At 37.6% G+C, this 23805-nt stretch carries 16 protein-coding genes; 10 read left to right on the forward strand and 6 right to left on the reverse strand.

Annotated elements, in window-relative coordinates; translation table 11 throughout:
- Window positions 1-75: 75 nt before the first annotated feature.
- On the reverse strand, window positions 76-6900 hold the full coding sequence (locus EZY12_10525; GenBank protein QSX69959.1) for an SDR family NAD(P)-dependent oxidoreductase: 6825 nt from the start codon (window positions 6898-6900) through the stop codon (window positions 76-78).
- A gap of 889 nt (window positions 6901-7789) precedes the next feature.
- On the opposite strand from EZY12_10525, the gene EZY12_10530 reads away from it, so the two are divergent.
- The 4 genes from EZY12_10530 to EZY12_10545 all read left to right on the forward strand — a co-directional run bounded on the left by EZY12_10530 (window position 7790) and on the right by EZY12_10545 (window position 11751).
- Window positions 7790-8119 carry a hypothetical protein gene (locus tag EZY12_10530; protein QSX70622.1) on the forward strand — a complete coding sequence of 110 codons (330 nt, stop codon included), beginning with the start codon at window positions 7790-7792 and terminating at the stop codon, window positions 8117-8119.
- Between the two features lie 289 nt (window positions 8120-8408).
- On the forward strand, window positions 8409-9605 hold the full coding sequence (locus tag EZY12_10535; GenBank protein QSX69960.1) for an ABC exporter membrane fusion protein: 1197 nt from the start codon (window positions 8409-8411) through the stop codon (window positions 9603-9605).
- A 121-nt stretch (window positions 9606-9726) separates the two neighbouring features.
- Entirely contained in the window at window positions 9727-10902 is a 1176-nt protein-coding gene (locus EZY12_10540; GenBank protein QSX69961.1) for an FtsX-like permease family protein, read from the forward strand.
- 159 nt (window positions 10903-11061) lie between these two features.
- Complete coding sequence (locus EZY12_10545; GenBank protein QSX70623.1) at window positions 11062-11751, forward strand: DevA family ABC transporter ATP-binding protein; 690 nt, start codon at window positions 11062-11064, stop codon at window positions 11749-11751.
- Window positions 11752-12060: 309 nt separating this feature from the next.
- Here EZY12_10545 and EZY12_10550 read toward each other — a convergent pair whose 3' ends face one another.
- The 3 genes from EZY12_10550 to EZY12_10560 all read right to left on the reverse strand — a co-directional run bounded on the left by EZY12_10550 (window position 12061) and on the right by EZY12_10560 (window position 14805).
- Window positions 12061-12831 (reverse strand): glucosamine-6-phosphate deaminase, encoded by a 771-nt coding sequence (locus EZY12_10550; protein ID QSX69962.1) that lies wholly within the window; start codon window positions 12829-12831, stop codon window positions 12061-12063.
- A 339-nt stretch (window positions 12832-13170) separates the two neighbouring features.
- Complete coding sequence (locus EZY12_10555) at window positions 13171-14172, reverse strand: apocytochrome f (protein ID QSX69963.1); 1002 nt, start codon at window positions 14170-14172, stop codon at window positions 13171-13173.
- A gap of 93 nt (window positions 14173-14265) precedes the next feature.
- Window positions 14266-14805 carry a cytochrome b6-f complex iron-sulfur subunit gene (locus EZY12_10560; protein ID QSX69964.1) on the reverse strand — a complete coding sequence of 180 codons (540 nt, stop codon included), beginning with the start codon at window positions 14803-14805 and terminating at the stop codon, window positions 14266-14268.
- A 325-nt stretch (window positions 14806-15130) separates the two neighbouring features.
- On the opposite strand from EZY12_10560, the gene EZY12_10565 reads away from it, so the two are divergent.
- From EZY12_10565 to EZY12_10590, 6 genes are all read left to right on the forward strand, one after another.
- Entirely contained in the window at window positions 15131-15439 is a 309-nt protein-coding gene (locus tag EZY12_10565; GenBank protein QSX69965.1) for a DUF3067 family protein, read from the forward strand.
- A gap of 306 nt (window positions 15440-15745) precedes the next feature.
- Window positions 15746-18031 (forward strand): DUF4101 domain-containing protein, encoded by a 2286-nt coding sequence (locus tag EZY12_10570; protein QSX69966.1) that lies wholly within the window; start codon window positions 15746-15748, stop codon window positions 18029-18031.
- On the forward strand, window positions 18015-18170 hold the full coding sequence (locus EZY12_10575; protein ID QSX69967.1) for a hypothetical protein: 156 nt from the start codon (window positions 18015-18017) through the stop codon (window positions 18168-18170). Before EZY12_10570 ends, EZY12_10575 begins: the two co-directional genes overlap by 17 nt.
- A gap of 366 nt (window positions 18171-18536) precedes the next feature.
- Window positions 18537-19787, forward strand: coding sequence for a DUF4912 domain-containing protein (locus EZY12_10580; protein QSX69968.1), 1251 nt, complete (start codon window positions 18537-18539; stop codon window positions 19785-19787).
- Window positions 19788-19868: 81 nt separating this feature from the next.
- A complete protein-coding gene (locus tag EZY12_10585; protein QSX69969.1) occupies window positions 19869-20117 on the forward strand; it encodes a hypothetical protein in 249 nt (82 codons plus the stop codon).
- Window positions 20118-20237: 120 nt separating this feature from the next.
- Window positions 20238-21461 carry a molybdopterin molybdotransferase MoeA gene (locus tag EZY12_10590; GenBank protein QSX69970.1) on the forward strand — a complete coding sequence of 408 codons (1224 nt, stop codon included), beginning with the start codon at window positions 20238-20240 and terminating at the stop codon, window positions 21459-21461.
- 189 nt (window positions 21462-21650) lie between these two features.
- Here EZY12_10590 and EZY12_10595 read toward each other — a convergent pair whose 3' ends face one another.
- Both EZY12_10595 and EZY12_10600 read right to left on the reverse strand, forming a co-directional pair.
- The gene (locus EZY12_10595) at window positions 21651-22436 is read right to left on the reverse strand and encodes a segregation/condensation protein A (protein ID QSX69971.1); all 786 of its coding nucleotides are present in this window, start codon (window positions 22434-22436) and stop codon (window positions 21651-21653) included.
- Between the two features lie 128 nt (window positions 22437-22564).
- Complete coding sequence (locus EZY12_10600) at window positions 22565-23659, reverse strand: AI-2E family transporter (GenBank protein QSX69972.1); 1095 nt, start codon at window positions 23657-23659, stop codon at window positions 22565-22567.
- Window positions 23660-23805 lie beyond the last annotated feature (146 nt).

Raw genomic sequence — 23805 nt, forward strand, 5'->3', positions numbered from 1 at the left:
ACCACAGAGTTCACAGAGGACACTGAGAAATAAGAGTAGGGGTAATTCATGAATTACCCCTACAGGTAAAAACATCTAGTATTTGGCTATTTGATTCGGTAGAATTGTTCCTTTTGCGCCAATCATGCGATTATAAATTTGTCCTTGACGATTATAGGTAATCACATCTGTAGTTACTGATGATTCTGTTTTTGATTGGACTTCACAAGTTACATAAAATGTTTCCCCAAAGGGAACTTTTGCAAATTGTTCAAAGTTCTTAATTTCTGATGGTAAACATCCAACTTGATGAAAGTGTTGTGTCCAAATCCAGAGAGAATGAATCTGGACATCTGCTATGTAGGGATTAAATGTTTGCACTGGAAACTGTCCCTGTTGCTGTGCTGTTGGTTCTGGTAAATAACATTCAATGGTCATCTGACTAGGGCTGGTATTTAGAACTGATTTTACCCCTTGAAAGGTGACTCCATGAAATAAGCTAGAAGCAGTTACTTGATACAATTCTTGATTAGTTTTTAAGAAGTTTTCATCTTGATTAAAGTTCAGACTTCCGTAATTTGGAGGTGTGGGAATTTCTCGTTTGAGAATCAGATTTGTGCTGAAATGATATCGAGTTTTTCCGTCTGGTGTCCTACTACTAATCTTAGCAGCAAATTCTATTTCCTGATTTTCATGTTTCGCAAGTTCTTGAATTTCTAAAATATATTCACTTGCTGAGTTTTCCTCAAAAACTATGCCTTTTAAAACTTTGAAATCTGGAGAACCAAAGGCTGTAAATCCAGGATAGAGTTGTTCACAAGCATTAGTCATCCATAATAACCCACAGGTAGCGGGAAGTACGGGACGACCAGCAATAATATGATCCTGTAAAAATGGATTTTCTGCTAATGTTAATTGGCGTTTAATCCGATAGGTTTTCAACTCATTGGATAAAGTCGAAGGAACATAAATTAAGGGACTACCAATCACTAACTGAACTGTATCTTGATTAGCGGTGGTTAGTTCATCAACTAATATTTGTGTCCCTGTTTCTACGGGAATAACCTCAATTCCTCTTTCTGCAAAAGCTTTCTTTAATTCTGTTGATACCATACCACTTTCCCAAGGTCCCCAATTGATAGCCATGACATGACAATTAGGGTAATTGTGTTTAATTAAATGGGCGGATTTATTGAGGATTTCATTAGCTATTGCATAATCTGATTGTCCCACATTGCCATAAAATCCCACTACGGAAGAAAACAAAACTAAATATTGCAATTGACTTGCTGGTACACAGTGCAGGAGATTTTCTAACCCTTTAACTTTAGCTGTATAAACAGTTTCAAAATCCTGAATTGATTTTTTTTCAATGCGTTTATCAGCTAAGTTTCCTGCACCATGAATTATGCCAGTTATCGCTCCAAAATTGGCAATTACATCTGCCAGTTTTGATTCTAGTAATACTGCATCTGTAATATCTGCACTCAGATATTCTGCTTCTCCTCCGGCTTCTTGAATAGCGTTGAGAGTGTTTTGAATTTCTCGCTGTGAGGAAATGACTTGATACTTTTTCTGCACCATTATTGGTGTTGCTTTTTCCCCTTGGGCTTGGAAGTTTTCTAAAATTCGCTGTTTTAATTCGGCTTCATTTTGGCAATTTTCTGCCCAAACTGGTTCAGGTTCTGGACTAGAACGCCCTAAAAGGATAAATTTACATTGATATTGTTGGGCAATTTTAATTACACATTGGGCTGTGATTCCTTTTGCACCACCACTAACTAGAAATACTTGATCTTTGCTAATTTCTCTGGGAGAACTGGCAGTTGGTAATGGGGTGAAATCTGCAATTAAATTGACTCTACCTTTGCTGCTATATCCTACTTCTTGAATTAACAAATTTGAATCATGAATTTCAGCGAGGATATGTTTTACAGATGTTTCTGAATCTAAGTCAGGATTTAAGTCCAGGGAACGACAAAATACATTTTCCCATTCTTGATTAATACTCTTACTAAGTCCGAATAATCCTCCTGCAATTGCACTAAAGTTATGTGTTTCTCCTAATCCAAATTCTCCATCTAAACGCGCAACGTTAATGAAACAACTACGTCCGAATTTTGCGGCTTGGTTGAGTGGTTCTTTCAGGTATTTAGCGATTAAGAAAACATGAAGAAGAATAGATTTATCTACTTCTAATGGTGTGACTGGGTGAAGATGAATAAATGCAGCTACAGCACCATAATTATCAGCAATCTGTTTTAACTGTTGTTGTAAACTGTCTTCATTCCAATCAGTTAAAACTACTCTATTAATTTCTTTGCTGACAGTTGAATCAATCCCAGGAAAAGTTAAAACTACAGTTTTCCAACCTTTAGCGTTTAAAGACTCTGCTAATTTTTCAGTAGTAGAAGAACCATCATCAGTTATTAATGCAATGTGGTTTTCAGTAAGAGAAAATTCTAAACTATCTGGTGTGGGAAGTTGCTGTAATTTTGCGATACTGCGGCGGATATTTTGATGAGATTTAGTTGTTGTGATCTCTACTATGTCTTCAGTCAATAACTTATTAATTCCCTGGGACTGCTGCTGCATATAATTGGCAATTTCGCCCAAAGTTCTCAATTCTCCAATTTCTTCAGGGTTGGGTTTAGGTAAGTCAGGATATATTTCTAATAAACCTCCTAAAATTTCTACTCGTTTGATAGAATCAATTCCCAAATCTGCTTCCATATCCATTGACAGTTCTAACATTTCTACTGGATAACCCGTTTTTTCACTCACAACTGTGAGGAGAATATCGCTTAAATCTCCAGGAATTTCTACTGCTAATTTCTGTTCTTCAACTTCAGAAATTGATGTTATTAATTCCGGGTGGGGAACTTCTACTAATACCTCTGTCGTAATAATTGCTGCTGATACTTCTACCTGTTGATTCAAGATATCTGGAACTAAAGTTTGCATATATTCGGCAATTTGTTCCAAGGTTCTTAATTCTCCTAATTCTTCGGGATTAGGTTTAGGTAAATCAGGATATATTTCTAATAATCCTCCCAAAATTTCTACCCGTTTGATAGAATCAATTCCCAAATCTGCTTCCATATCCATTGACAGTTCTAACATTTCTACTGGGTAGCCTGTTTTCTCGCTGACAACCTTTAGCAGAGTTTGACTCAAGGTAGCTTTATCTATATTAGTTGGGATTTTGGGAACTACAGTAATGGTTTTTTGATCATTTTCTAATTCCTCGGAAACTTGAGCAGAAAAAACAGGTTCTTTAACTGCAAAATTAGCAGTTTGAGGATTATTTACATAATTGATGACTCTATTTTCTGAAGTCAGTAAATGATAATGTTGTTGCAAAAGTTGAAAATAATCCTGGGTATATTCTTGTTGATATTTGAGATATTTTTCATGAATGCGGAGAGTATCACCTTGATGATCATGAAACCGCATCATATTCCGTTCAGAACTGGAAATCGCTAATTGCTGAGTTTGAGATTGATGTTCTGTAGGTTCACTATTTCCCAACAATGAATACTGTTGTTGCATTAATTGAGAAAATGCTTTTGTGTATTCTGTTTGACTGTGTAAAGACTTTTCATGAACGTGGATAATATCTCGTTGTTGCTGGCTAAATTCTGTGATGAATTTTTCTAAGCTGTGAATAACTTTTTCATAATTCTGGGGCTGAATTTCGACTTGTTCTAATTTACCATTGAGTGAAGTTGGAGGCTGTTCGTTACCTTGTATTTGATGATTCCTACTGAATGAAGTTGGCGGCTGTTCGTTACCCTGTGTTTGATGATTACCATTGAATGAAGTTGGAGGTTTGTCATTACCCTGTAATTGATTATTCCCATTAAATGAAGTTAGGTTATTTTCGTTAACTATTGGTTGGGAAGATACTACCTCTACATGATGACCATTTTCTAAAGCTTTCGCAAAGGCTTTTTGAGTTCTTTCAGTAACGTTGGTACTATTTAACCGCACATTCAAAACTTTTTGGTGAGGAACTTCGGGAATTTTAGTTGCAACTTGGTAAGGGTCTAAATTGTGCAAAAATAACCCAGCTACCTGCAATTGAACTATGGCTTCTCGGAGTGTGCGATCGCTATTTTTGGTATGATTAGCATTTACAGCTATAGCTATGTGGGGTTGACCACGTAAAATCTCTTTTACCAAATTGGTAAGTACATTTTTAGGACCAAATTCCACAAAGCAACAACCACCAGCAGCGTAAATATTTTCAATCTCCTGTTGAAATAATACCTGATTTAACAATTGTTCTTTGAGGATTTTTTGGATAACGTGAGGTTCTTGAGGATAACAACCACCTGTAACATTAGTATAAACAGGAATTTGTGCTTCATTGAAATTTACCTTTTCCACAGCTTGGGCAAAAGGTTTTTGAGCATGAGATACTAATGGTGTATGAAAGGCTGCGGAAACTCCTAATAAAAAAGTAGCAAAGCCTTGCTTTTTGAGAACATCTTGAACTTGATTAATTTCCTCTTTCTTCCCAGCCAATACTACTTGTTGCTGAGAATTTCTATTAGCAACTGCTACCTGAGGAAAGTTTTTAATTACCTCCGTTATTTGCCGAATATCTCCTTTAACAGCTAACATTCCCCCGGCATCAAAATTAGGATTTGCAGGTGCAGCCATAGCTTGTCCTCTAGCTTTTGCTAAGAACAAATAATCCTCTTCACTTAACACACCTGCAACCCACAAAGCTGTTAATTCCCCGAAACTATGACCAGCGACAAAATCGGGTTTAAATCCAGCTTGTTGCAATATTTTATACAATCCCGCACTAAATACCCCAATTGCAGGTTGTGCATATTCAGTTTGTTGCAACGTTGCTAACTGAATTTGCTTTTGTGCTTGATCAAAAACAGGCTGAGGAAATACTACAGTTGATAAAGGCTTTAACCCGTCTTCACACAGCAAACTATCCATGTGAGTATAAGTTTGGCGCAAGCAAGGAAAATTCATTACCAACTCTCGCCCCATTTCTAAGTATTGTGAACCTTGTCCAGAAAACAAAGCCACCACTTTACCTGTTGTATCTATCCCTGTTTGGCGGTAGTAAATCCCGTGAGGATGTTCCCATAATTCGGCTTCAGGCTGCTGTTTTAGCCTCTCAATCGCAATTTGCAGAAATTCCCTAGCTTGCGTTAAATCATTAGCCACAAAGCCAACTCTGGCATCATTAACGGGAATTTTCTCAGTTTGAGCATCAGCAACTAATTTTTGATAGTGTTTTTCTTTACCCTCAGTCTGTAATTGTTGCTGGATTTCTTGACAACGAGATAACAACTCTGAAGGTGTAGAAGCAAATAACAGCAAAGATTCTGGAGTATGGTGTAAACGATAAGGGTGATGATGTTCATGCTCGTATTCTTCCAATACAACATGATAATTTGTACCACCAAAACCAAAAGCACTGACTCCAGCCCTTCTCGGTTGGGTAGGATGACTTACCCAAGGTCTAGTTTCCGTATTTAAGTAAAATGGTGAGTTCTCAATGTTCAGTTTAGGATGGGGCTTACTGACATTAATTGTCGGTGGTAAAACTTTATGATGCAGCGCTAAAGCCACTTTAATGAGACTTGCTGCACCTGCGGCTGCTTTAGTATGTCCAATTTGGGATTTAACAGTTCCCAAGGCAATATGCTGTTTTTTCGGGTTATTTTCGCTAAAAACGGTGGTAATAGACGTGAATTCTGTGGGATCTCCTATCATCGTTCCCGTACCATGTGCTTCCATTAATCCCACACTGGCAGGAGAAATACCTGCATCTTTATATGCACGAACCAAGGAGTTAATTTGCCCTTCCACACGAGGTGCATAGATACTTTTATACTTACCATCGCTAGAACTGCCGACACCTTTAATGACTGCATAGATGCGATCGCCATCTCGTTGGGCATCTTCTAGGCGCTTGAGTACCAGCATTCCCACACCTTCACCCAACATCATCCCATCAGCATCAGCATCAAAGGGTTTCACCTTATCCCCTGGAGAAACAGCAGGGGTTTTACTGAAGCACATATAGGCGAAAATGGAGTTATCGGTATCCACACCGCCAGTGATCATCATGTCGGCGCGGTTTTCTACTAACTCGCTAATAGCCATTCTTAATGCACCCAAGGAACTCGCGCAAGCTGCATCAACTACGCAGTTCATCCCCCCCAAATCCAGACGGTTTGCAATCCGTCCAGAAATCACATTCGCTAACATTCCAGGAAAGGCATTTTCTTCCCATTGCACATATCCACTTTTGAGTTTTTCAATAATTTTCTGGCTATCTTCGTCTGATAAACCACTATTTTTGAGAACTTTTTTCCAAAGTGGATCTTGCAATCTTGCACCCAAAGGCACGGCTAATTGTCTACCAATTGCTACTCCTAATACTACCCCTGTTCGTTCGTGATTAAATTGGCGAGATGTTCCATAACCAGAATCTTCTAACGCCTCTTTCGCAACTACCAAACCGAGTAATTGAGAAATATCTGTCACCTCCAAAATATTAGGAGGTAAGCCAAATTCCATGGGATTAAAATCAATATCTGGTAAAAAACCACCCCGTTTACAATAGGTTTTATCTGGGGCTTTGGGGTCAGGATCATAATAATCATCTATATTCCACCGGGAAGCAGGAACATCAGTAATACAATCCACTTTCTGAATAATATTTTCCCAGTATTCCTGTAAATTCTTCGCCTGGGGAAAAATAGAAGCCATACCAACAATTGCTACATTAGTAGTTTGCAATTTGGCATTAATTTCATTTTTAAGCTTTGTGGTATCAGGCATATTTTTTTTCACCGTTATCATTTTGAGTACAGACTTTTCACAGTTACTAATTTCAGCTTGTAACTGTGTAAAAGCAGCTTCAAATTTGGAAGCAGCCATGATCATATTTCCCTCTTTTGATCGAACAACATAGAGGTGAATAGAAGCTTTTTTTACTAAATCAGAATTGTTAAGCTAATTAATTTCTGAGAATATAACTTTTGTGATTGATAAATACTCCGGCGGTTTAATATGAATAGGCTAATTAATTATGTAGCCTACAAATTAAATGTAAATGAAATTTCCGCCTACATTAATCTGAGCTTGGTGACAACTCTATTGCAACTCATAAGCAACTTACGTGCAACTTTATAAAAGTCTTGCAAATGTAAAATTGATAGAGCTATCTGAAAAATATGTTTGCTTATCCAATACAGTAATTATTATCTAAGTTTTAGCCATTTTGACCAAAGTTGCATATAGATTGCATATTATTAGTTGCAACTTATTGAAAACTTTATTTGGCAATAACTAAGAGTAACAAATCCTCTTGATATAAATAGAATTTTTAATATGTAATTATTGTCTATTAGGTTCTAATGCTAAATAGTCAATTCTTGCATCTATCCCCAGAAAGATTTTTTTGCCTTTGTAAAATTAATCACAATCAAATATATCTAAAGAGTTAAAAAAATATTTTTTGTCAACTTAAGTCCGAAATTTGAGATAATGAAAAATTAGTAATTCTTCATCTATTTAAGGAATTGAGAATTTGAGACTTGCAATTTTTACAAATCTAAGATAGTGCCATAAACAAGGTTTCATAAAACAATTAGTTGCATATAGGTTGAAATTCCCCAAAAATAAGTTTACTCTAAATTATTAAATCAGGGAAATTTAGACTGTGAATTTTAAACAGTCTTTCAGCATAAAATTAGTCAATTAAACTTTATTGCATTATTTGGCTTCTGCAATATTGGAATTACAAAAACTACAAGGAATTGCTGGCATGAGACTATCTGAATTAGATCCACTCATCCCGCTGAATGAGTTACGAGAAGACCTCCTCAAATTACCAAAAGGTTACTCATTTCATGAAGATGAATTGGTAGATTTTTTATCACGGAGAAGATGGCCCGAAAGCAATCGCCGAATTGATAGAACAACATTCTGGCGGTGGCGTAATGACAATGCTATTGAACATCAAAAAATCTTCAGTCGCTTGGATCTTCTCAAACTATGTCAAATCTGTGATCATTACCGAGTAGACGGCACACGCAGCGAATACTTGGCAATTGTGCGGAAGAAAAAAGAGAAAGAGGTCATGCTAAATAAATAAAACTTTGATACTGGTAATGGGTAATAGTCAGCAACTAATTACCCATTACCTATCAAAATTTTATTAGTTAAATACTTTATATAACTGCCGGACTAACCAACATGAGTAAATAATTTTTGTCATTAGTAGTGGAAACATAGTTTTAGATAATCAATTTTTGATTAATCGTATTTTACTGGATATTGTATTAGGCATAAGGTTATCAAGAGATACTATCAGGTGTACTGGCTTTTTGCCTCTTATTTAGAGTCAGAATTACTGTCATATCCCTAATTTAAAAGACAGAATTATGGTACACAAAGAAAAGCACTTATTTAGCAAATCTATAAGTGTGTGGCCAATAATGTTGGCAAGCACTGGGATTGTAGCTACTGGTGTAATATCTATTTATAGTCTTTCATATTTTCAGAAAACTTCTAAATCAGCCCCTGCCATATCCTCTATTACTGCCACACCTACTATCACTGCTGTTGCTGCTTTAGGACGTTTAGAACCCCAAGGAGAAGTAATTCGTCTCTCCGCACCCAATTCTCAAACAGGGATAAGAGTTAATCAACTCCTAGTTAAAAAAGGAGACAAAATCCGTCAAGGACAAGTAGTAGCAATTCTTGATAGTTATATACCTAATCTTGCAGCCTTAGAAAAAGCAAAAAGACAAGTAGAAGTTAGTCAAGCGAATCTTCAACAAGTAGAAGCAGGGGCAAAAAGAGGTGATATTTCAGCGCAACAAGCCACGATTTCCCGTTTAGAAGCTGATTTACGAGGCTCGGTTTTTACTCAACAAGCCACAATTGCTCGTTTAGAAGCTGAACTAAAAAATTCAGAAACCGAAAATAACCGATATCAGAAATTATATCAAGAGGGTGCTATTTCTGCTTCTGATGCAGATACTAAAAGATTACGAATGGATACTGTAAAAGAACAGCTTAATGAAGCTAATGCGAGTTTGAAACGTACCATAGAAACTTTGCAAAAACAGTTAAATGAATCTCAAGCTAGACTTAATAGTATTGTAGAAATTCGCCCTACAGATGTCCAACTAGCTCAAGCAAATGTAAAAAGTGCTATAGCATCTGTTCAACAAGCTCAAGCCGAGCTAAATTTAAGTTCTATCCGTTCACCTATTGATGCTCAAGTCTTAAAAATTAATACTTGGACAGGAGAAATAATTGGCAACAAAGGCATATTAGAATTAGGACAAACTCAACAAATGTATGTAGTTGCAGAAGTCTATGAAACTGACATTAAGAAAGTTCGTTTAGGTCAATTGGTAACTATTACAGGTGAAGCTTTTACAGGAAAATTAAAAGGCACAGTTACAGATATTGGTTTACAAGTTGGTAGACAAAATATCTTTAATACTAATCCCGGTTCAGATACAGATAATAAAATAGTTGATGTGAAAATCCGAATTGATAAATCAGCAGATAATCAACGAGTTTCTAGCTTAACTAATTTACAGGTACAAGCACTTATTCAACTATAAGACTCCCGTTTAATTTCTTAATCCACTTAGGGTGGGCATTGTCCACCTGATACTATTTAATATTTATCAGAAAAACTTGAGAATTTCTATATTCTAAGAAATAAGGAATAGGAGTAAAAATATGATTTTAAATATACCCTTGCCTTGGCTACAATTGGTGAAACAAAAAGTGCGCTTTTTTGTAGCTTTAGCTGGTATTGCTTTTATTTCTGTGTTAATGTTTATGCAAATTGGGTTTCAAGATGCTCTTTATGCCAGTGCTACTCAAGTACATAAACATCTTCAAGGTGATTTGTTTTTAATTAGCTCCCAATATAAATCTTTGACTTCTACTCAAAGCTTTCCTCGCAGTCGTTTATATCAAATATTAGGTTTTAATGGCATAGAATCAGTTGAACCGTTATATGTGCAATTTGCCAAACTAAAAAATCCCATAAATGGCCGCAAATATCCTATTTATGTATTAGGGTTTGAACCTGTAAAATCTATCTTTAAATTACCGGAAGTTGAACGAGATTTTCAATTGCTAAAAATTCCGGACCAAGTATTTTTCGACCGGGCTGCACGTCCAGAATTTGGTCCCATTGCTGAATATTTTCAAAATAATAAACCTATAACTATGGAAATATTTAGTTATTTGGGAACTATTGGTTACAAGGTTAAAGTTAGCGGATTATTTACTCTTGGACCTTCCTTTGGTGTAGATGGTAATTTAATTGTTAGTTCTTCTACTTTCTTGAAAATCTTTCCAGAACACGGAGTAAATAAAATAGATATAGGCTCAATTCATCTGCAACCTAATGCTAATATTAAAACAATTTTGGCAACTTTATCTAATAGTTTACCCAAGGATGTCACAGTGATGACACGCCAAGACTTTATTGACTTTGAAAAAAGCTATTGGACATTAAGAACACCCATTGGATTTGTATTTAATTTGATGGTAATGATGGGTTTTGTAGTTGGGGTAATCGTTGTTTATCAAATCCTTTATAGTAATATATCCACTCATTTCGTCCAATTTGCTACACTCAAAGCCATGGGATTTAGAAATAAATATCTTTTGAATGTCGTATTTCAGCAAGCTATAATTTTAGCTGTCTTAGGTTATATTCCCGGTTTTGCTATTTCTTTAGGACTATATGATATTGCGAAAGATGCAACTAAATTACCAATTGTTATGGATTTAAGTAAGGGATTATTAGTATTTACGTCTGTGATTGTTATGTGTTTAACTTCTGGTTTCTTTTCTACAAATAAATTACGTAAAGTAGATCCAGCAGAAATCTTTAATTAACTATCTCAAATTGTAGGTTGGGTTAAGCGACAGCGCAACCCAACAAAGTTTTAATCATGTTGGGTAACTTATATTCAGCGCAACCCAACAAAATTTGAATCAGATAATCATGTTGGTTTTCCTATCATCAACCCAACCTACAAATTTAATTAGCCAATGATGCAATATTTAACTAATAACAATATTTTGGAAATCACAAATCTTAATCATTACTTTGGTCATGGTAAATTAGTTACTCAAACTTTGTTTGATATTAATTTGACTATCAAAGCTGGAGAGATTGTGATTATGACTGGACCTTCTGGTTCAGGAAAAACTACTTTATTAACATTAATTGGTGGTTTGCGTTCTGTACAAGAGGGAAGTTTAAAATTTAATGAACAGGAATTATTAGGTGCCAGTAATGAAGAATTAGTTCAAGTCCGTCGAAAAATTGGCTATATTTTTCAGGCTCATAATTTACTAGATTTCCTGACGGCTATGCAAAATGTCCAAATGTCTTTGGAATTACAAGACAATATTTCTCAATGGGAATCTTATATCCAATCAGAAACAATGCTTAATGCTGTGAAATTGGGAGATAGAATGAATTATTATCCCGCTGATCTTTCCGGGGGACAAAAGCAACGGGTAGCCATTGCTCGCGCTTTGGTAAGTCATCCTAAGTTAGTATTAGCCGATGAACCTACGGCTGCATTAGATAGTAAATCAGGACGAGATGTAGTTAACTTAATGCAGCAATTAGCAAAAGAACAGAATTGCACTATTTTAATAGTTACCCACGATAACCGCATTTTAGATATTGCAGACAGAATCATTGATATGGAAGATGGTCATTTAATTCGTTAACCACTAGATCCCCCCTAACCCCCCTTAAAAAAGCTACGGTGTACACACATCTCTAGACAGGATGCTAAACGTGATCCGATCCCCCTAAATCCCCCTTAAAAAGGGGGACTTTGAAGAATTTAGCCCCCCTTTTTAAGGGGGGTTGGGGGGATCTAAACGTTGTGGGGCAACTCTAGAAGACTTGTGTGTACACCGTAGCTTAAAAAAGGGGGAACGGTCATCAAAGTCTCCCTTTTTAAGGGAGATTTAGAGGGATCTAAAACTTTTGATACCGACAAGAGAACTTTTCAAACATCCTCTAAGAATGAATTATAATAAACGAGCAGAATTGATATCTAAAAATAAAGTAGCTTGAGGTTGTTGACGCAAAATAGAAGCGGGACAATTAGTATTAATATCTTCTGTTAACATGATTTTAATTACTTGAGCTTTTCTCGTTGCTGGTGCTAAACAAATTATTTTTTTAGCGGTACAAATCATGGGAATAGTTAGAGTAAATGCGTATTGGGGAACATCGGCTAAATTGGCAAAATATCCTGTATTAACTTGTTGCTGACGGTTAACATCATCCAGTTTGACAAGTTTAACTCGAGCAGGATCTTGAAAATCTGCGACTGCTGGATCATTAAATGCTAAATGTCCATTTTCACCAATACCTAAACAGCATAGGTCTATCGGTTGATTTTCTAAGAGTTGAGTATAGCGATCGCACTCGGCAATTGGTTGTAATGTATCCCCTTCTATATAATAGAATCTATGAGGAGATATCTTTTGTTCCACCCGTTCCCGCAAATAACGCCGAAAACTGGCAGGATGATCGGATGTAATGCCCAAATATTCATCTAAATGAAATAAAATTATCCGTGACCAATCTATTCCCCCTAAAACAATCAAAGCATCCAAAAACCTAATTTGAGAATTTCCTGTAGCTAATAAAATCGCCACTTTATCCTGTTTATCAAGCAGGTTTTGTAAATACTGATATGTAATTTTAGCCACATTTTCCGACATTTGAGCTTCTGAAGCGGAAATCTCCACTAACAAATGATCAACATGGAAAGATTTTGTAAGTTCGGTCATTTGTTTATTTTCAATTAACTATAGGAACACTATTTGATTTTTGAACTGTAAGGTAAACCTTGCCCATATTAGAAAGGTTTTGGTAAACATTACCCACATTAACACAGTTATTGGTGGGCAATGCCCACCCTACTTATAATCATCTAAATCAAATCAATCAAAAAAATCAAAGTTCAGACTCAATTTATAATCATCTAAATCAAATCAATCAAAAAAATCATAGTTCAGACTCAAGATTATCAAAAAAAAAGACAGGCAAAAAGCCTGTCAAGTACCTAATGATTTTGGCGATTAATTAATCATCCAAATCAAATCAATCACACAAATCATAGTTAGGACTTAGAAATTCATTTCAGCAGCTTGGACTTTTTCTACTTGTTTCTTCTTGAGAACTAGCATTACTTGTGCCAACATCACTAAACAGATGAAAGCAATTAACCATGCCACTCTGGAAGAATCTTGTAAAACGATTTCTACATCTCTTTGACCAAATCCACCAACATTGGGGTTATTAGTCAAAACATCACCAGTTGCAACTGCTTGTCCTTCAGCTACAATTAGTTCAGGCCCAGCGGGAACTGTATCAGTAACAACATCACCACTTGCAGTTGTAATGCTAATCAAATTCTTAACGTTACCGTCTTCATCTTCTGTTTGAGCAATTTTGCTAATTGTTCCCGTAGCAGAAGCGTTGAACACGTTATTATTGCTCTTCTCACCTGTGGGGTAAACTTGTCCACGGCCGCGATTACCGCCTACATGAACAGAGTATGTGCCAAAGTGGATATTTTTGTCTGTAGCGGGGTTAGGAGAAAGAATAGGGAAGATGATTTCTTGATATTCTTCACCTGGTAATGGTCCAACAATCACGACATTTTCGCTATCGTCGTTGTAAGGAGTGAATGTCATATCACCCACTTCTTTCTTCATTTCTTCAGGAATGCGATCTTCTGGCGCAATCTTGAAACCTTGAGGCAACATTAATACAGCACCAACATTTAAACCAACCTTAGAACCATCAGCACCTACTTGTTGCACGCTGGTATTGTAAGGAATCTTGACAATGGCTTTAAATACAGTGTCAGGAAGTACAGATTGAGGAACTTCTACTTCCGTGGGTTTAGCCGCTAGGTGACAGTTAGCGCAAACAATTCGTCCTGTTGCTTCCCGGGGGGTAGCTGGAGCAGTTTGCTGCGCCCAGAAGGGATAAGCAGCAGCAGTTTGGGGGACGGCTATATCGCTAGTGAAGAAAAAAGTAACAGTAGCGATCGCTATTAGCAAGGTATTAACCATTGCTTTAGCAGTGCGAGTTAACCTCGCAAATGTAAGGGCATTTCTCATTTCTATAAAGTCATTTGTCGGTTGTTAGTTGTCAGTTGTCATGAGTGAATTTGAGACTTAGGACTAATGACTCAGCACTCAGTAACATAGGAATTAAGCCCACCAAGCGGCATCCCCAGTGCGGAAATCGGTTTCTGTCCAAGGTGTGAGGACAATTTTGTCTTCTTCCACTTTGGCATGAGCCAGAGCCAAAGATTTGGGCGCAGGACCGCGAACCACCTTACCAGTAGCGTCATATTGTGAACCATGGCAAGGGCATTTAAACTTATTCTCAGCCACATTCCAAGGAACAACGCAACCTAAATGGGTACAAATAGCATTAATTCCGTAGTCAGTAATCGCTTCTTTACTTTGCACTACAATATAAGTAGGATCTCCCTTGAGTCCTTGCACCAAAGTGCGATCGCCTACATTATGGCTGTCCAGAAATTGACTAACAATAACATCATTACCCAATTCATTCTTGGCTACTGTACCGCCACCAGCGCCACCACTAGCAGGAGGAATGAAGTAGTTAACAACCGGGTACAATACACCTGCGGCCACTCCGGTAACAGTGCCAAAAGTGAGCAGGTTCATAAACTGACGACGACCCATATCGGGAACATCTGTGATTTGTGAAAATTGAGCCATAATCTCCGCGCTGTTTGTGTAATTTATTAATCATTTTGACAAGAGTACCAGCACAAAAGCCACTCTTATCTGAGTCGAAATCATAACGCTCACAGCGATGCCATAATCCTTAGTTGCAAGACATAGTGAGCATCTTTTCTGTTAGCATTACATTTCTTTATATCCTTATCATACTAGAGTCACGGAACTTAATATCTTGACTAATTGTAAAATCTAAATAAGGGCAGGGGTAATGGGAAATAGAGGAATATAATTTTCCCAACCAACAACTGACCACTGACAACTGACCACTGACAACTGACCACTGACAACTAACAACTAACCAATGACTGGAAAAGAATTACGCCAACTGTTAATTGATAAATGGGGACAACCTTATGATGTCCAGTTTCGCCGCACTCATGGCAAAATATTTCTGCAAGTCATGTGGAAATACTTTGGCCAAGCTTCTTTCCCCTTAAGCGAAACAGATTACCAAACCCATCTAGACAGCATTGTTAATTATCTCAACGCTTTAGGAGGAACACAACAAGTTGAGAATTTTATTACCGAAACTAAAGAACGTCCCCGACTTGGTAAAGCAGTTAGCATTCCACTAGATTTGGGTGAACGAGCTTCAGAATGGATCGTTTAAAAATTTGGTCATTAGTCAGTGGTCAGTTGTCAGTGGTCAGTGGTAATTTTAATTTTTCCTGATAGCGCAGCGTGGCCTAAGCCCTACTTCCTACTAATTCCCAAAATTAAGACTTTAAACTGAAGATATAAAAAAATTAACGGCAAAAAACAAGATATCTGTTACTATCTACACTTATTGTACTAGGTCAACACGGTATTAATCGAGCTATGATTATGGGACGGTTTTAGAAGCCTGGAACGCTCCGGGTGAATTATGTCAATTTCTACGAGATGCTACGAGAACACAGTGCAGGGGACGTAAGCTGTGCGAATTCCGCTTGATTATTACCGAATTCTAGGATTACCGTTGGCGGCAAGTGAGGAACAATTGCGACAGGCATACAGCGATCGCATTGTCCAATTGCCACGACGGGAATATTCGACTACATCCATATCTTCTCGCAAGAGGCTGATTGAAGAAGCTTATATGGTTTTATTAGATACCGAAAAGCGCAAAGTATACGATCAGCTTTACCTAGCTAATGTTTATACTCCTAACAAAACTGCTGATCCAGTTCCACCAGAAACCCTAGCAGATAATAACTCTAAAGATCAAGATGCTCAAAATCTGAGCATTGAAATCACCCCAGAGGGATTTGTCGGCTCTTTATTAATACTCCAAGAACTAGGAGAATATGAATTAGTATTAAAGCTTGGTCGTCCGTACTTAGTTAATAAACCTAATTTAGTTAGTCTCAAAACAGGTCATCGTGTTAACCAAACAGAAATTCCCGAAAACCCAGACTTACCAGATATTATCCTTACCGTCTCCCTAGCTTGCCTAGAACTAGGACGGGAAGAATGGCAACAAGGTCACTATGAAAATGCCGCCGTATCCTTAGAAACTGGTGAAGAACTATTAGCGCGGGAAGGCTTATTTCCCAGCGTCCGCGCCGAAATGGCTGCTGATCTTTATAAACTGCGTCCCTATCGCATCTTAGAACTATTAGCACTACCACAAACACAGATCCCCAAACGGCGGCAGGGGTTAGAATTATTACAAAGTATTTTAGAAGATCGTTGCGGCATTGATGGAACTGGCAATGATCAATCAGGGTTAAACATAGATGACTTTTTACGATTTATCCAGCAAATTCGTCATTATTTAACAGTATCAGAACAGCATAAACTCTTTGAATTAGAAAGTAAACGCCCCTCAGCCGTGGCTACATATTTAGCAGTATACTCCTTAATTGCTAGAGGTTTTGCTCAACGCCAACCAGCTTTAATTCGTCAAGCCAAGCAAATGTTAATGCAATTAGCCAAACGGCAAGATGTGCATTTAGAACAATCACTTTGTGCTTTACTCATGGGACAAACCGAAGAAGCCACCCGGGTTTTAGAACTAAGTCAAGAATATGAAGCTTTAGCTTTTATTCGGGAAAAATCCCAAGATTCACCAGACTTATTACCAGGACTGTGCTTATACAGCGAACAATGGTTACAGCAAGAAGTATTTCCCCACTTTCGGGATTTATCGAAACAGCAAGCCTCTTTAAAGGATTATTTTGCCGATAGACAAGTACAAGCTTATCTAGAATCTTTGCCCACAGATGCCCAAATCACTAATGAATGGGCAGTAACTAATCATCAATCCTTTCCCCAACCAGATATTAATCATTTCAGACACCATACTAATAACAGCACAGAAATACAGCAATATCATCACCAAACATCCAATCCTGAGTTACCAGAAACACACATTCGACCTCACCCTGAATCTACTCAGGTTTCCATACCAAGATGGAATCATCCATCAACAGATGGAAGTGCGGGAAATCAAACATCACAAATACCCTCAACAGCAGTAACCCCAAACAGAAGACCACATCCAGCCAATGGGACTCCGACCGCAGCGACAAACCACCAGTCTCCAAAACGCAGACGACGCAAACCCAGCAGTAATAGTATTCCCCAGCGGTTTATACAGTCTCAAACTAATTTTCTCAGTAGCCTAGACCCAAAAATCCGCTTAGTTTGGCTGGTTCTCTTCTCACTGGGAGGATTATTGGTTTTTTCACTGTTAGTATCAACAGCTTTTGGCTTGGTAAAAAATATCTTGTTTCCCAGTTCATCATTACATGGGGAACAGTTAGCAATAGAACTGAATCAACCACCAATCACTATTCCTGACCCCAACAGCCAAACCGAACCAAGCAACGAAGAACTAACAAAGGAGACAGCAAAGGAAGTAATTGAAACTTGGTTATCTGCCAAAGCCGCAGCTTTAGGACAAAATCATGAGATTGATGGTTTAAATGAAATTTTAACAGGCGTAGTTTTATCACAATGGCAGTCAGTAGCCCAGCAAGAACAAGAAGAGAAACGCTATCGCCAATATGAACATAATGTAGAAATAATAGCTGTCTCTAAAAAAGGTACAGATAAAGATTATGTAGCTGTAGACGCTAAGGTCCAGGAAGTTACTCAGTTCTATCAAAATAGTCTGCAAAAAAAATCCTCCAATGAAAAATTGCGGGTTCGCTATGATTTAGTTCGCAAAAAAGATAAATGGCTGATTCAGCGAATGTCAGTTGTCAGTGGTCAGTAGTCAGTTGTCAGTAGTCAGTTGTCAGTTGTCAGGTGTCAGTTGTCAGTTGTCAGTTGTCAGTTGTCAGTTGTCAGTTGTCAGTTGTCAGTTGTCAGTTGTCAGTTGTCAAAAGCAAGAGATTAATTCTCTTTTTGTCTAAATGTCATGAATTCTTGATATTAAGTCTCTAATTCAAATCAACTTGTCATGAAATCTTGATATTTTGATCCCCGCAGGGCTGATAACTACGTGAAATATAGTAAAACCTATCTTTAGACCCCTTGATCCCTAGATAGTTTTACTGGTTAATATTTACTTAACAACTTTTTGCAATCTCCAAGCAATGCAAAAATTATGCAGAACTAGGAATTAGAAAAGTTGGTATATAAAAAACAGACAGTAAACAAATTTAAAACTGGGACAAAACCAGGAGTCAGGAATAAAAAAATCTGGGTAGATGAAATATCATCAAACTTTTTTAACCCGAAAAAATGATTTACCTTGCAAATTACTGGAGTCCAAATCAATGGCAAAAGAACGCCCACCGCTAGAGGAGATGACATTACGGCAATTACGCAAAGTTGCCAGTGAATACTGTATATCTCGCTATAGCAGAATGCGGAAATCGCAGTTATTAGCATCAATTGAAGACGTTCAACATAGTAAATTTTCGCTCAGTTCATCCCCTAATCTGGAGGCACAAGAAACCGTGGAAGCAGCAAAATTTGAATTAGGTCAAGAAGATCGGACTGGTGGTTCTCTCGCTGATGTTGATGAAGCATTAGCGGATTTACCGGCTGGTTATGGTGATAGTCGGATAGTTTTATTACCCCGCGATCCTCAATGGGCTTATACATACTGGGATATTCCTAACGACCATAAAGAAGCACTGCGTCGTCAAGGTGGACAAACCCTAGCTCTGCGGATTTATGATGTCACCGATCTTGATCTAGATTATCAAAGTCCCCACAGTATTCAAGAATACCCTGCTGATGAACTAGCTAGAGAATGGTACTTGCCAATTCCCGTGAGCGATCGCGATTATGTAATAGATGTAGGTTATCGCACCGCTGATGGTGGTTGGTTAGTATTAGCGCGTTCTGCAAGAGTGCATATTCCCCCCGTCTATCCTTCCGATTGGATTGAAGATGTCTTCATCACTGTAGACTTTGAAGAAGACCTGCGCGGTAAAACCTTCTACGAACTTGTTCCCCCATCTAAGAAATTACCAACCGCTGCTACTGCTGGCGCTAATGGCAACCCCATTTACGAACAAATCTTTGATCTAGCAGAATCTGCTGAAGCTCAACGGGTAGCAGGTTCCATATTCGGTTCTATGCAGCACGTACCCGGTTCTGCTGCTCCTGAGCAAGCTCTCAGTTCCTACGTTTTCCCATCTGGTGTGGGTATGTGGGCTATTCCTAACGTATCTGGTTTAACCATGTCCGGTGTGGGAATGTCCGGTGTCGGTTTCTCCGCTTCCGCTGTTCCTGTGCGTCCTCGCAAATTCTGGTTAGTTGCTGACGCTGAATTGATTGTTTATGGTGCAACGGAACCTGATGCTACTGTCACCATTGGTGGTCGTCCCATTAAACTTAATTCAGATGGTACATTCCGCTTCCAAATGTCCTTCCAAGATGGTGTAATTGATTACCCAATTCTAGCTGTTGCGGCTGATGGTGAGCAAACCCGTTCTATTCACATGAAGTTTGAGCGCGAAACACCTTCTCGTCATACTAATACTAAAGATGAAGCTGTTCTAGAATGGCTTGCATAATTTTTGTATTTGAAGATTAACCATAACTGCAATTGTTAATTTTACCCGCTATAGTGTTCCTGTAGCGGGTTTTTATAGTTTATGTTTACCAAAAAACTAATTTTTCTCTCTTTGTTAACAATAACTACAGCTTTAATATCTGGTTCTCAGGATGTGAGAGCTAATTCAACAGCAAAACAATCTGCTAATTGTCCTGGTAAAAATTATAAATTTAGTATTGAGTTTTTCCAAACTAATAATAATGGTGAAAGATATCCTAAAGGAATAAATCATGTCATTATTTTTAATCCTCAATCTCCAGAGTTAGATTTTCAAGTAAATATCCAGTAAAGTCTATGTGGAGAATTTATGACCCATTGGTTCCGTATTTTTAATTTATAAGAAGTGAATCACAAATAACAAGATACCTGACTTATTTTCAACAATCATCAAATAGCGAATTTATTCATTATGTTATCAGTCAAAGATGCAGAAAATATTATTCTCAATGCTGTAGAATCTTTAAATCAAGAATGTAATCTGGAAATTGTTGATTTATTAACAGCGTATCATCGCATTTTAGCAACTCCTGTAATTAGTTATTTAGATTTTCCCCATTGGGATAATTCCGCAATGGATGGTTTTGCTGTCCGTTATCAAGATGTGCAAAATTCCAGTTCTGAAAATCCCACATTTTTAGAAGTTGTGGCAGAGATTCCCGCAGGATATCAACCCCAAATTACTATCCAACCAGGACAAGCAGCAAGGATTTTCACCGGTGCAATTATGCCAAAAGGTGCAGATACTGTAGTTATGCAGGAAAAAACTAATTTCCAGGGAAACCAAGTTTTTATTCTTGCTACTCCTGGACCCCAAGAATTTGTTAGACACCAAGGGGATTTTTACCAAGCAGGAAAGGAACTTTTACCAGCGGGAATTCCCCTCAATGCCACAGAAATTGCTATTTTAGCCGCAGCACAATTATCTAAAATCAGTGTTTTCCGTCGTCCACGGGTGGCAATTTTTTCGAGCGGTGATGAATTAGTAACACCAGAACAAACGCTACAACCTGGACAAATTGTGGATTCTAATCAATATGCTTTAGCAGCTTTGGTAAAAGAATTAGGTGCAGAGGTGTTAATGTTAGGAATTGTTAAGGATAACCCAACTGCTTTAACAGAGATTATAAACTATGCCATTAATAATGCTGATATAGTTCTTTCTTCTGGCGGAGTTTCTGTTGGTGATTATGATTATATTGATCATATTTTAGGATCTTTGGGGGCAGAAATTCATTTTCGCGCCGTGCAAATGCGTCCAGGAAAACCTTTGACTTTTGCAACTTTTCCCAATTCCCTATATTTTGGTTTACCAGGAAATCCGGTTTCGGCTTTAGTGACATTTTGGCGATTTGTCCAACCGATAATTAAAAAACTTTCGGGAATTAATAAAGGTTGGGAAGCAAAGTTTATTAAAGTTAAATCCCATTCTGAATTAAAATCTAACGGGAAAATGGAAACTTATATTTGGGGTAATTTAAATTTAAGTAATGGTATTTATGAATTTTATCAAGCTGCTGGTAATTTAAGTTCTGGAAATTTAATTAATTTAGCTCAAACTAATGCTTTAGCTGTTTTACCAGTAGGGAAAACCTTAGTTTCAATAGGAGAAGAAGTTTTAGTTTTAAGTTTATGATTTTTGTGGTTTTTAAAACCCTTACATTTTCACTAAAAATAATCGGATAAATTTGAGGACTCATCAGCAAACCCCTTTCTTCTTTCTTCTTTCTTCTTCCTTCTTCCTTCTTCCTTCTTCTTCTTTCTTTCTCCTGACTCCTGACTCCTGACTCCTGACTCCTGACTCCTGACTCCTGACTCCTGACTCCTAAGTAGGTAAACGGATTTGAATTTCCTGGTAAAATTCTTGTTGAAATAGCTCCACCTTAGATTGACTACAGAGCAATAGTAACGCCCAAAAAACGCTAACTATGTCACCGTGTTCTGATTGATGATGAGAAGAATTTTTCTCTGGTTTCTTTGTCTTTATCCACAAATCTATCAGTTGTTCTAGATTCCAACATTGTTCCTCTAAATTTTGCTCTTTAACAGCACTGTGTAACACCTGCTCTATTTCTAACGCGACTTCCGTTAAATTTTCTTGGTGTGCTAACTCTAGAGCTTCCCGCATGGTTTGCACAGTAGACTGACGTTTAAGCCGCTTAGGTTTATCTACGGTTTCTACCAGCTTTAACTGGTTTGCCATAATTTGCAATTGGTCTATTAACTCTTGCAACGTTACTCGACGTTTTGGAGGTGGCATAGCTGCCGGACGACGGCGCAACTGTTGCTCCAAATGCAAGCGATGTGGATGTAACAACCCATCTTCAATTTCTAATAGTGTATCATCTACAACTTCGTCTGGAGTATTATATACTGTTGATAGCTGCATTAATGTATTTGCTTTAAATAAAACGAGCATTGATGCTGATAAAAAAGCTTGTCCAGATTGAGATAAATCACTTTCATAGCCTCTGCTATTTGCCTCTGGAGCCATTAATTCTAAGTAATGGTCAATGACATCAATAACTCGCACGTCCCAAGGATCAATTTCCCCTTTTTCAGCTTGCTCAATGAGGTGTGTAATTGTTTCTAATAATTCAACTGCATTCATTAATTTAAAATTTAATATATGAGAAGAAGGAGTCACCGAGTCACCGAGTCAGGAGTTAGAAAGAAGGAAGAAGAAAATTATTTAATGACTAATGACTGGGCGCAGGCCCTGCGCCCCTACTGACAAACTTATTCATTTTCTGCAACTTCTGAGCCATAACTAGCCCGAAAATTTGAGACAAAATCACTATGGTTACTGCTTTTGATGGCATCAAATGTGCCTTTGATAGTCCCAGCAATTGGCACAGCAACGAGTGTTCCTAATAATCCGGCAATTTCAAATCCCATTAAAATAGCGATAAAAATCCACAGGGGGTTGAGTCCAATGAAATTACCCATTAGTTTTGGAGCTAACAGATTATCTTTAATTTGTTGCATAATAACTGCTATTGTAGCGACTGGAAAGGCTAACCACCAATTTTGGATTAATACCAACATTGTGACTAAACCAATACCTAAAGTTGCACCAACAACCGGAATAAGTCCAGAAATACCGATGATAATAGCAAATAAGAGGGCAAATGGGACTCTCAGAAATAAAAATATGGGTGTGAGGGCTATGACCATAAATAGTCCTAGCAATAATTGACTCAGAAAAAAGTTTTGGAAATTTAACTGCAACGACCGACTAAAGGGAAGACCAATATTAGATGGTGAAAGATTAATTAAACCTGACCAAACGCGATCGCCATATATTAGCATATAAAAAGCTAGAACGATTACTAATACTACATTCAGTAATCCTGATAACAGCGTTCCGGCGAATCCTACCGCCCCTGAAGCTATTTGTTGTACCAGGGTCTGAATATTAGCATTTATTTGGTTTGTTACCAGCTTTAAATCTATAGATAACCGTCGTTGCTTTGCCCAACTTTCTAAATGATCTAAATTGGCTTGACTAGTCGCTAACCAATCTGGAATCTTATTTAAAAGTTGAATGGTTTGGTCAATTAGCAGGGGTACGAGAGTGACACCCAAAACAATAAACAAAGTTAAAGTCAATACTAAAACGATGATGACAGCTTGAATGCGAGTAATTCGGACTCTTTCAAAGAGTTTAACTGGGTAATTCAGCAAAAAAGCCAGAATTGCGGCGATACTGAGGATAGTAATCGGATTCTGGAAAAAACGAAATAATACAGACAGTAGCCAGATATTGAGGGCGATAATTGGTCCACTAAGTCCATAAATTAAGAGAGTTTGCAGAGAAGCGAAACGGCGCATCTGATTTAATATATAAACGTAAGGATTCAGGGGTAGAAGAGGAGTTAAAGATAAGTAACTTCCATTCCCTATTGTCTAAACAATTTACTGATTGTGATCATAAATATTTTTTCTATTACAGCGCCCCCTCAAGAAGCAACCATTTA

This window comes from Dolichospermum sp. DET69 (assembly GCA_017355425.1).
Lineage (GTDB): Bacteria > Cyanobacteriota > Cyanobacteriia > Cyanobacteriales > Nostocaceae > Dolichospermum.

Coding starts and splice junctions, on each gene's coding strand:
- EZY12_10525 (QSX69959.1), bottom strand. CDS start 6,900: ATGGCTGCTTCCAAATTTGAAGCTGCTTTTACACAGTTACAAGCTGAA.
- EZY12_10530 (QSX70622.1), top strand. CDS start 7,790: ATGAGACTATCTGAATTAGATCCACTCATCCCGCTGAATGAGTTACGA.
- EZY12_10535 (QSX69960.1), top strand. CDS start 8,409: ATGGTACACAAAGAAAAGCACTTATTTAGCAAATCTATAAGTGTGTGG.
- EZY12_10540 (QSX69961.1), top strand. CDS start 9,727: ATGATTTTAAATATACCCTTGCCTTGGCTACAATTGGTGAAACAAAAA.
- EZY12_10545 (QSX70623.1), top strand. CDS start 11,062: ATGCAATATTTAACTAATAACAATATTTTGGAAATCACAAATCTTAAT.
- EZY12_10550 (QSX69962.1), bottom strand. CDS start 12,831: ATGACCGAACTTACAAAATCTTTCCATGTTGATCATTTGTTAGTGGAG.
- EZY12_10555 (QSX69963.1), bottom strand. CDS start 14,172: ATGAGAAATGCCCTTACATTTGCGAGGTTAACTCGCACTGCTAAAGCA.
- EZY12_10560 (QSX69964.1), bottom strand. CDS start 14,805: ATGGCTCAATTTTCACAAATCACAGATGTTCCCGATATGGGTCGTCGT.
- EZY12_10565 (QSX69965.1), top strand. CDS start 15,131: ATGACTGGAAAAGAATTACGCCAACTGTTAATTGATAAATGGGGACAA.
- EZY12_10580 (QSX69968.1), top strand. CDS start 18,537: ATGGCAAAAGAACGCCCACCGCTAGAGGAGATGACATTACGGCAATTA.
- EZY12_10585 (QSX69969.1), top strand. CDS start 19,869: ATGTTTACCAAAAAACTAATTTTTCTCTCTTTGTTAACAATAACTACA.
- EZY12_10590 (QSX69970.1), top strand. CDS start 20,238: ATGTTATCAGTCAAAGATGCAGAAAATATTATTCTCAATGCTGTAGAA.
- EZY12_10595 (QSX69971.1), bottom strand. CDS start 22,436: ATGAATGCAGTTGAATTATTAGAAACAATTACACACCTCATTGAGCAA.
- EZY12_10600 (QSX69972.1), bottom strand. CDS start 23,659: ATGCGCCGTTTCGCTTCTCTGCAAACTCTCTTAATTTATGGACTTAGT.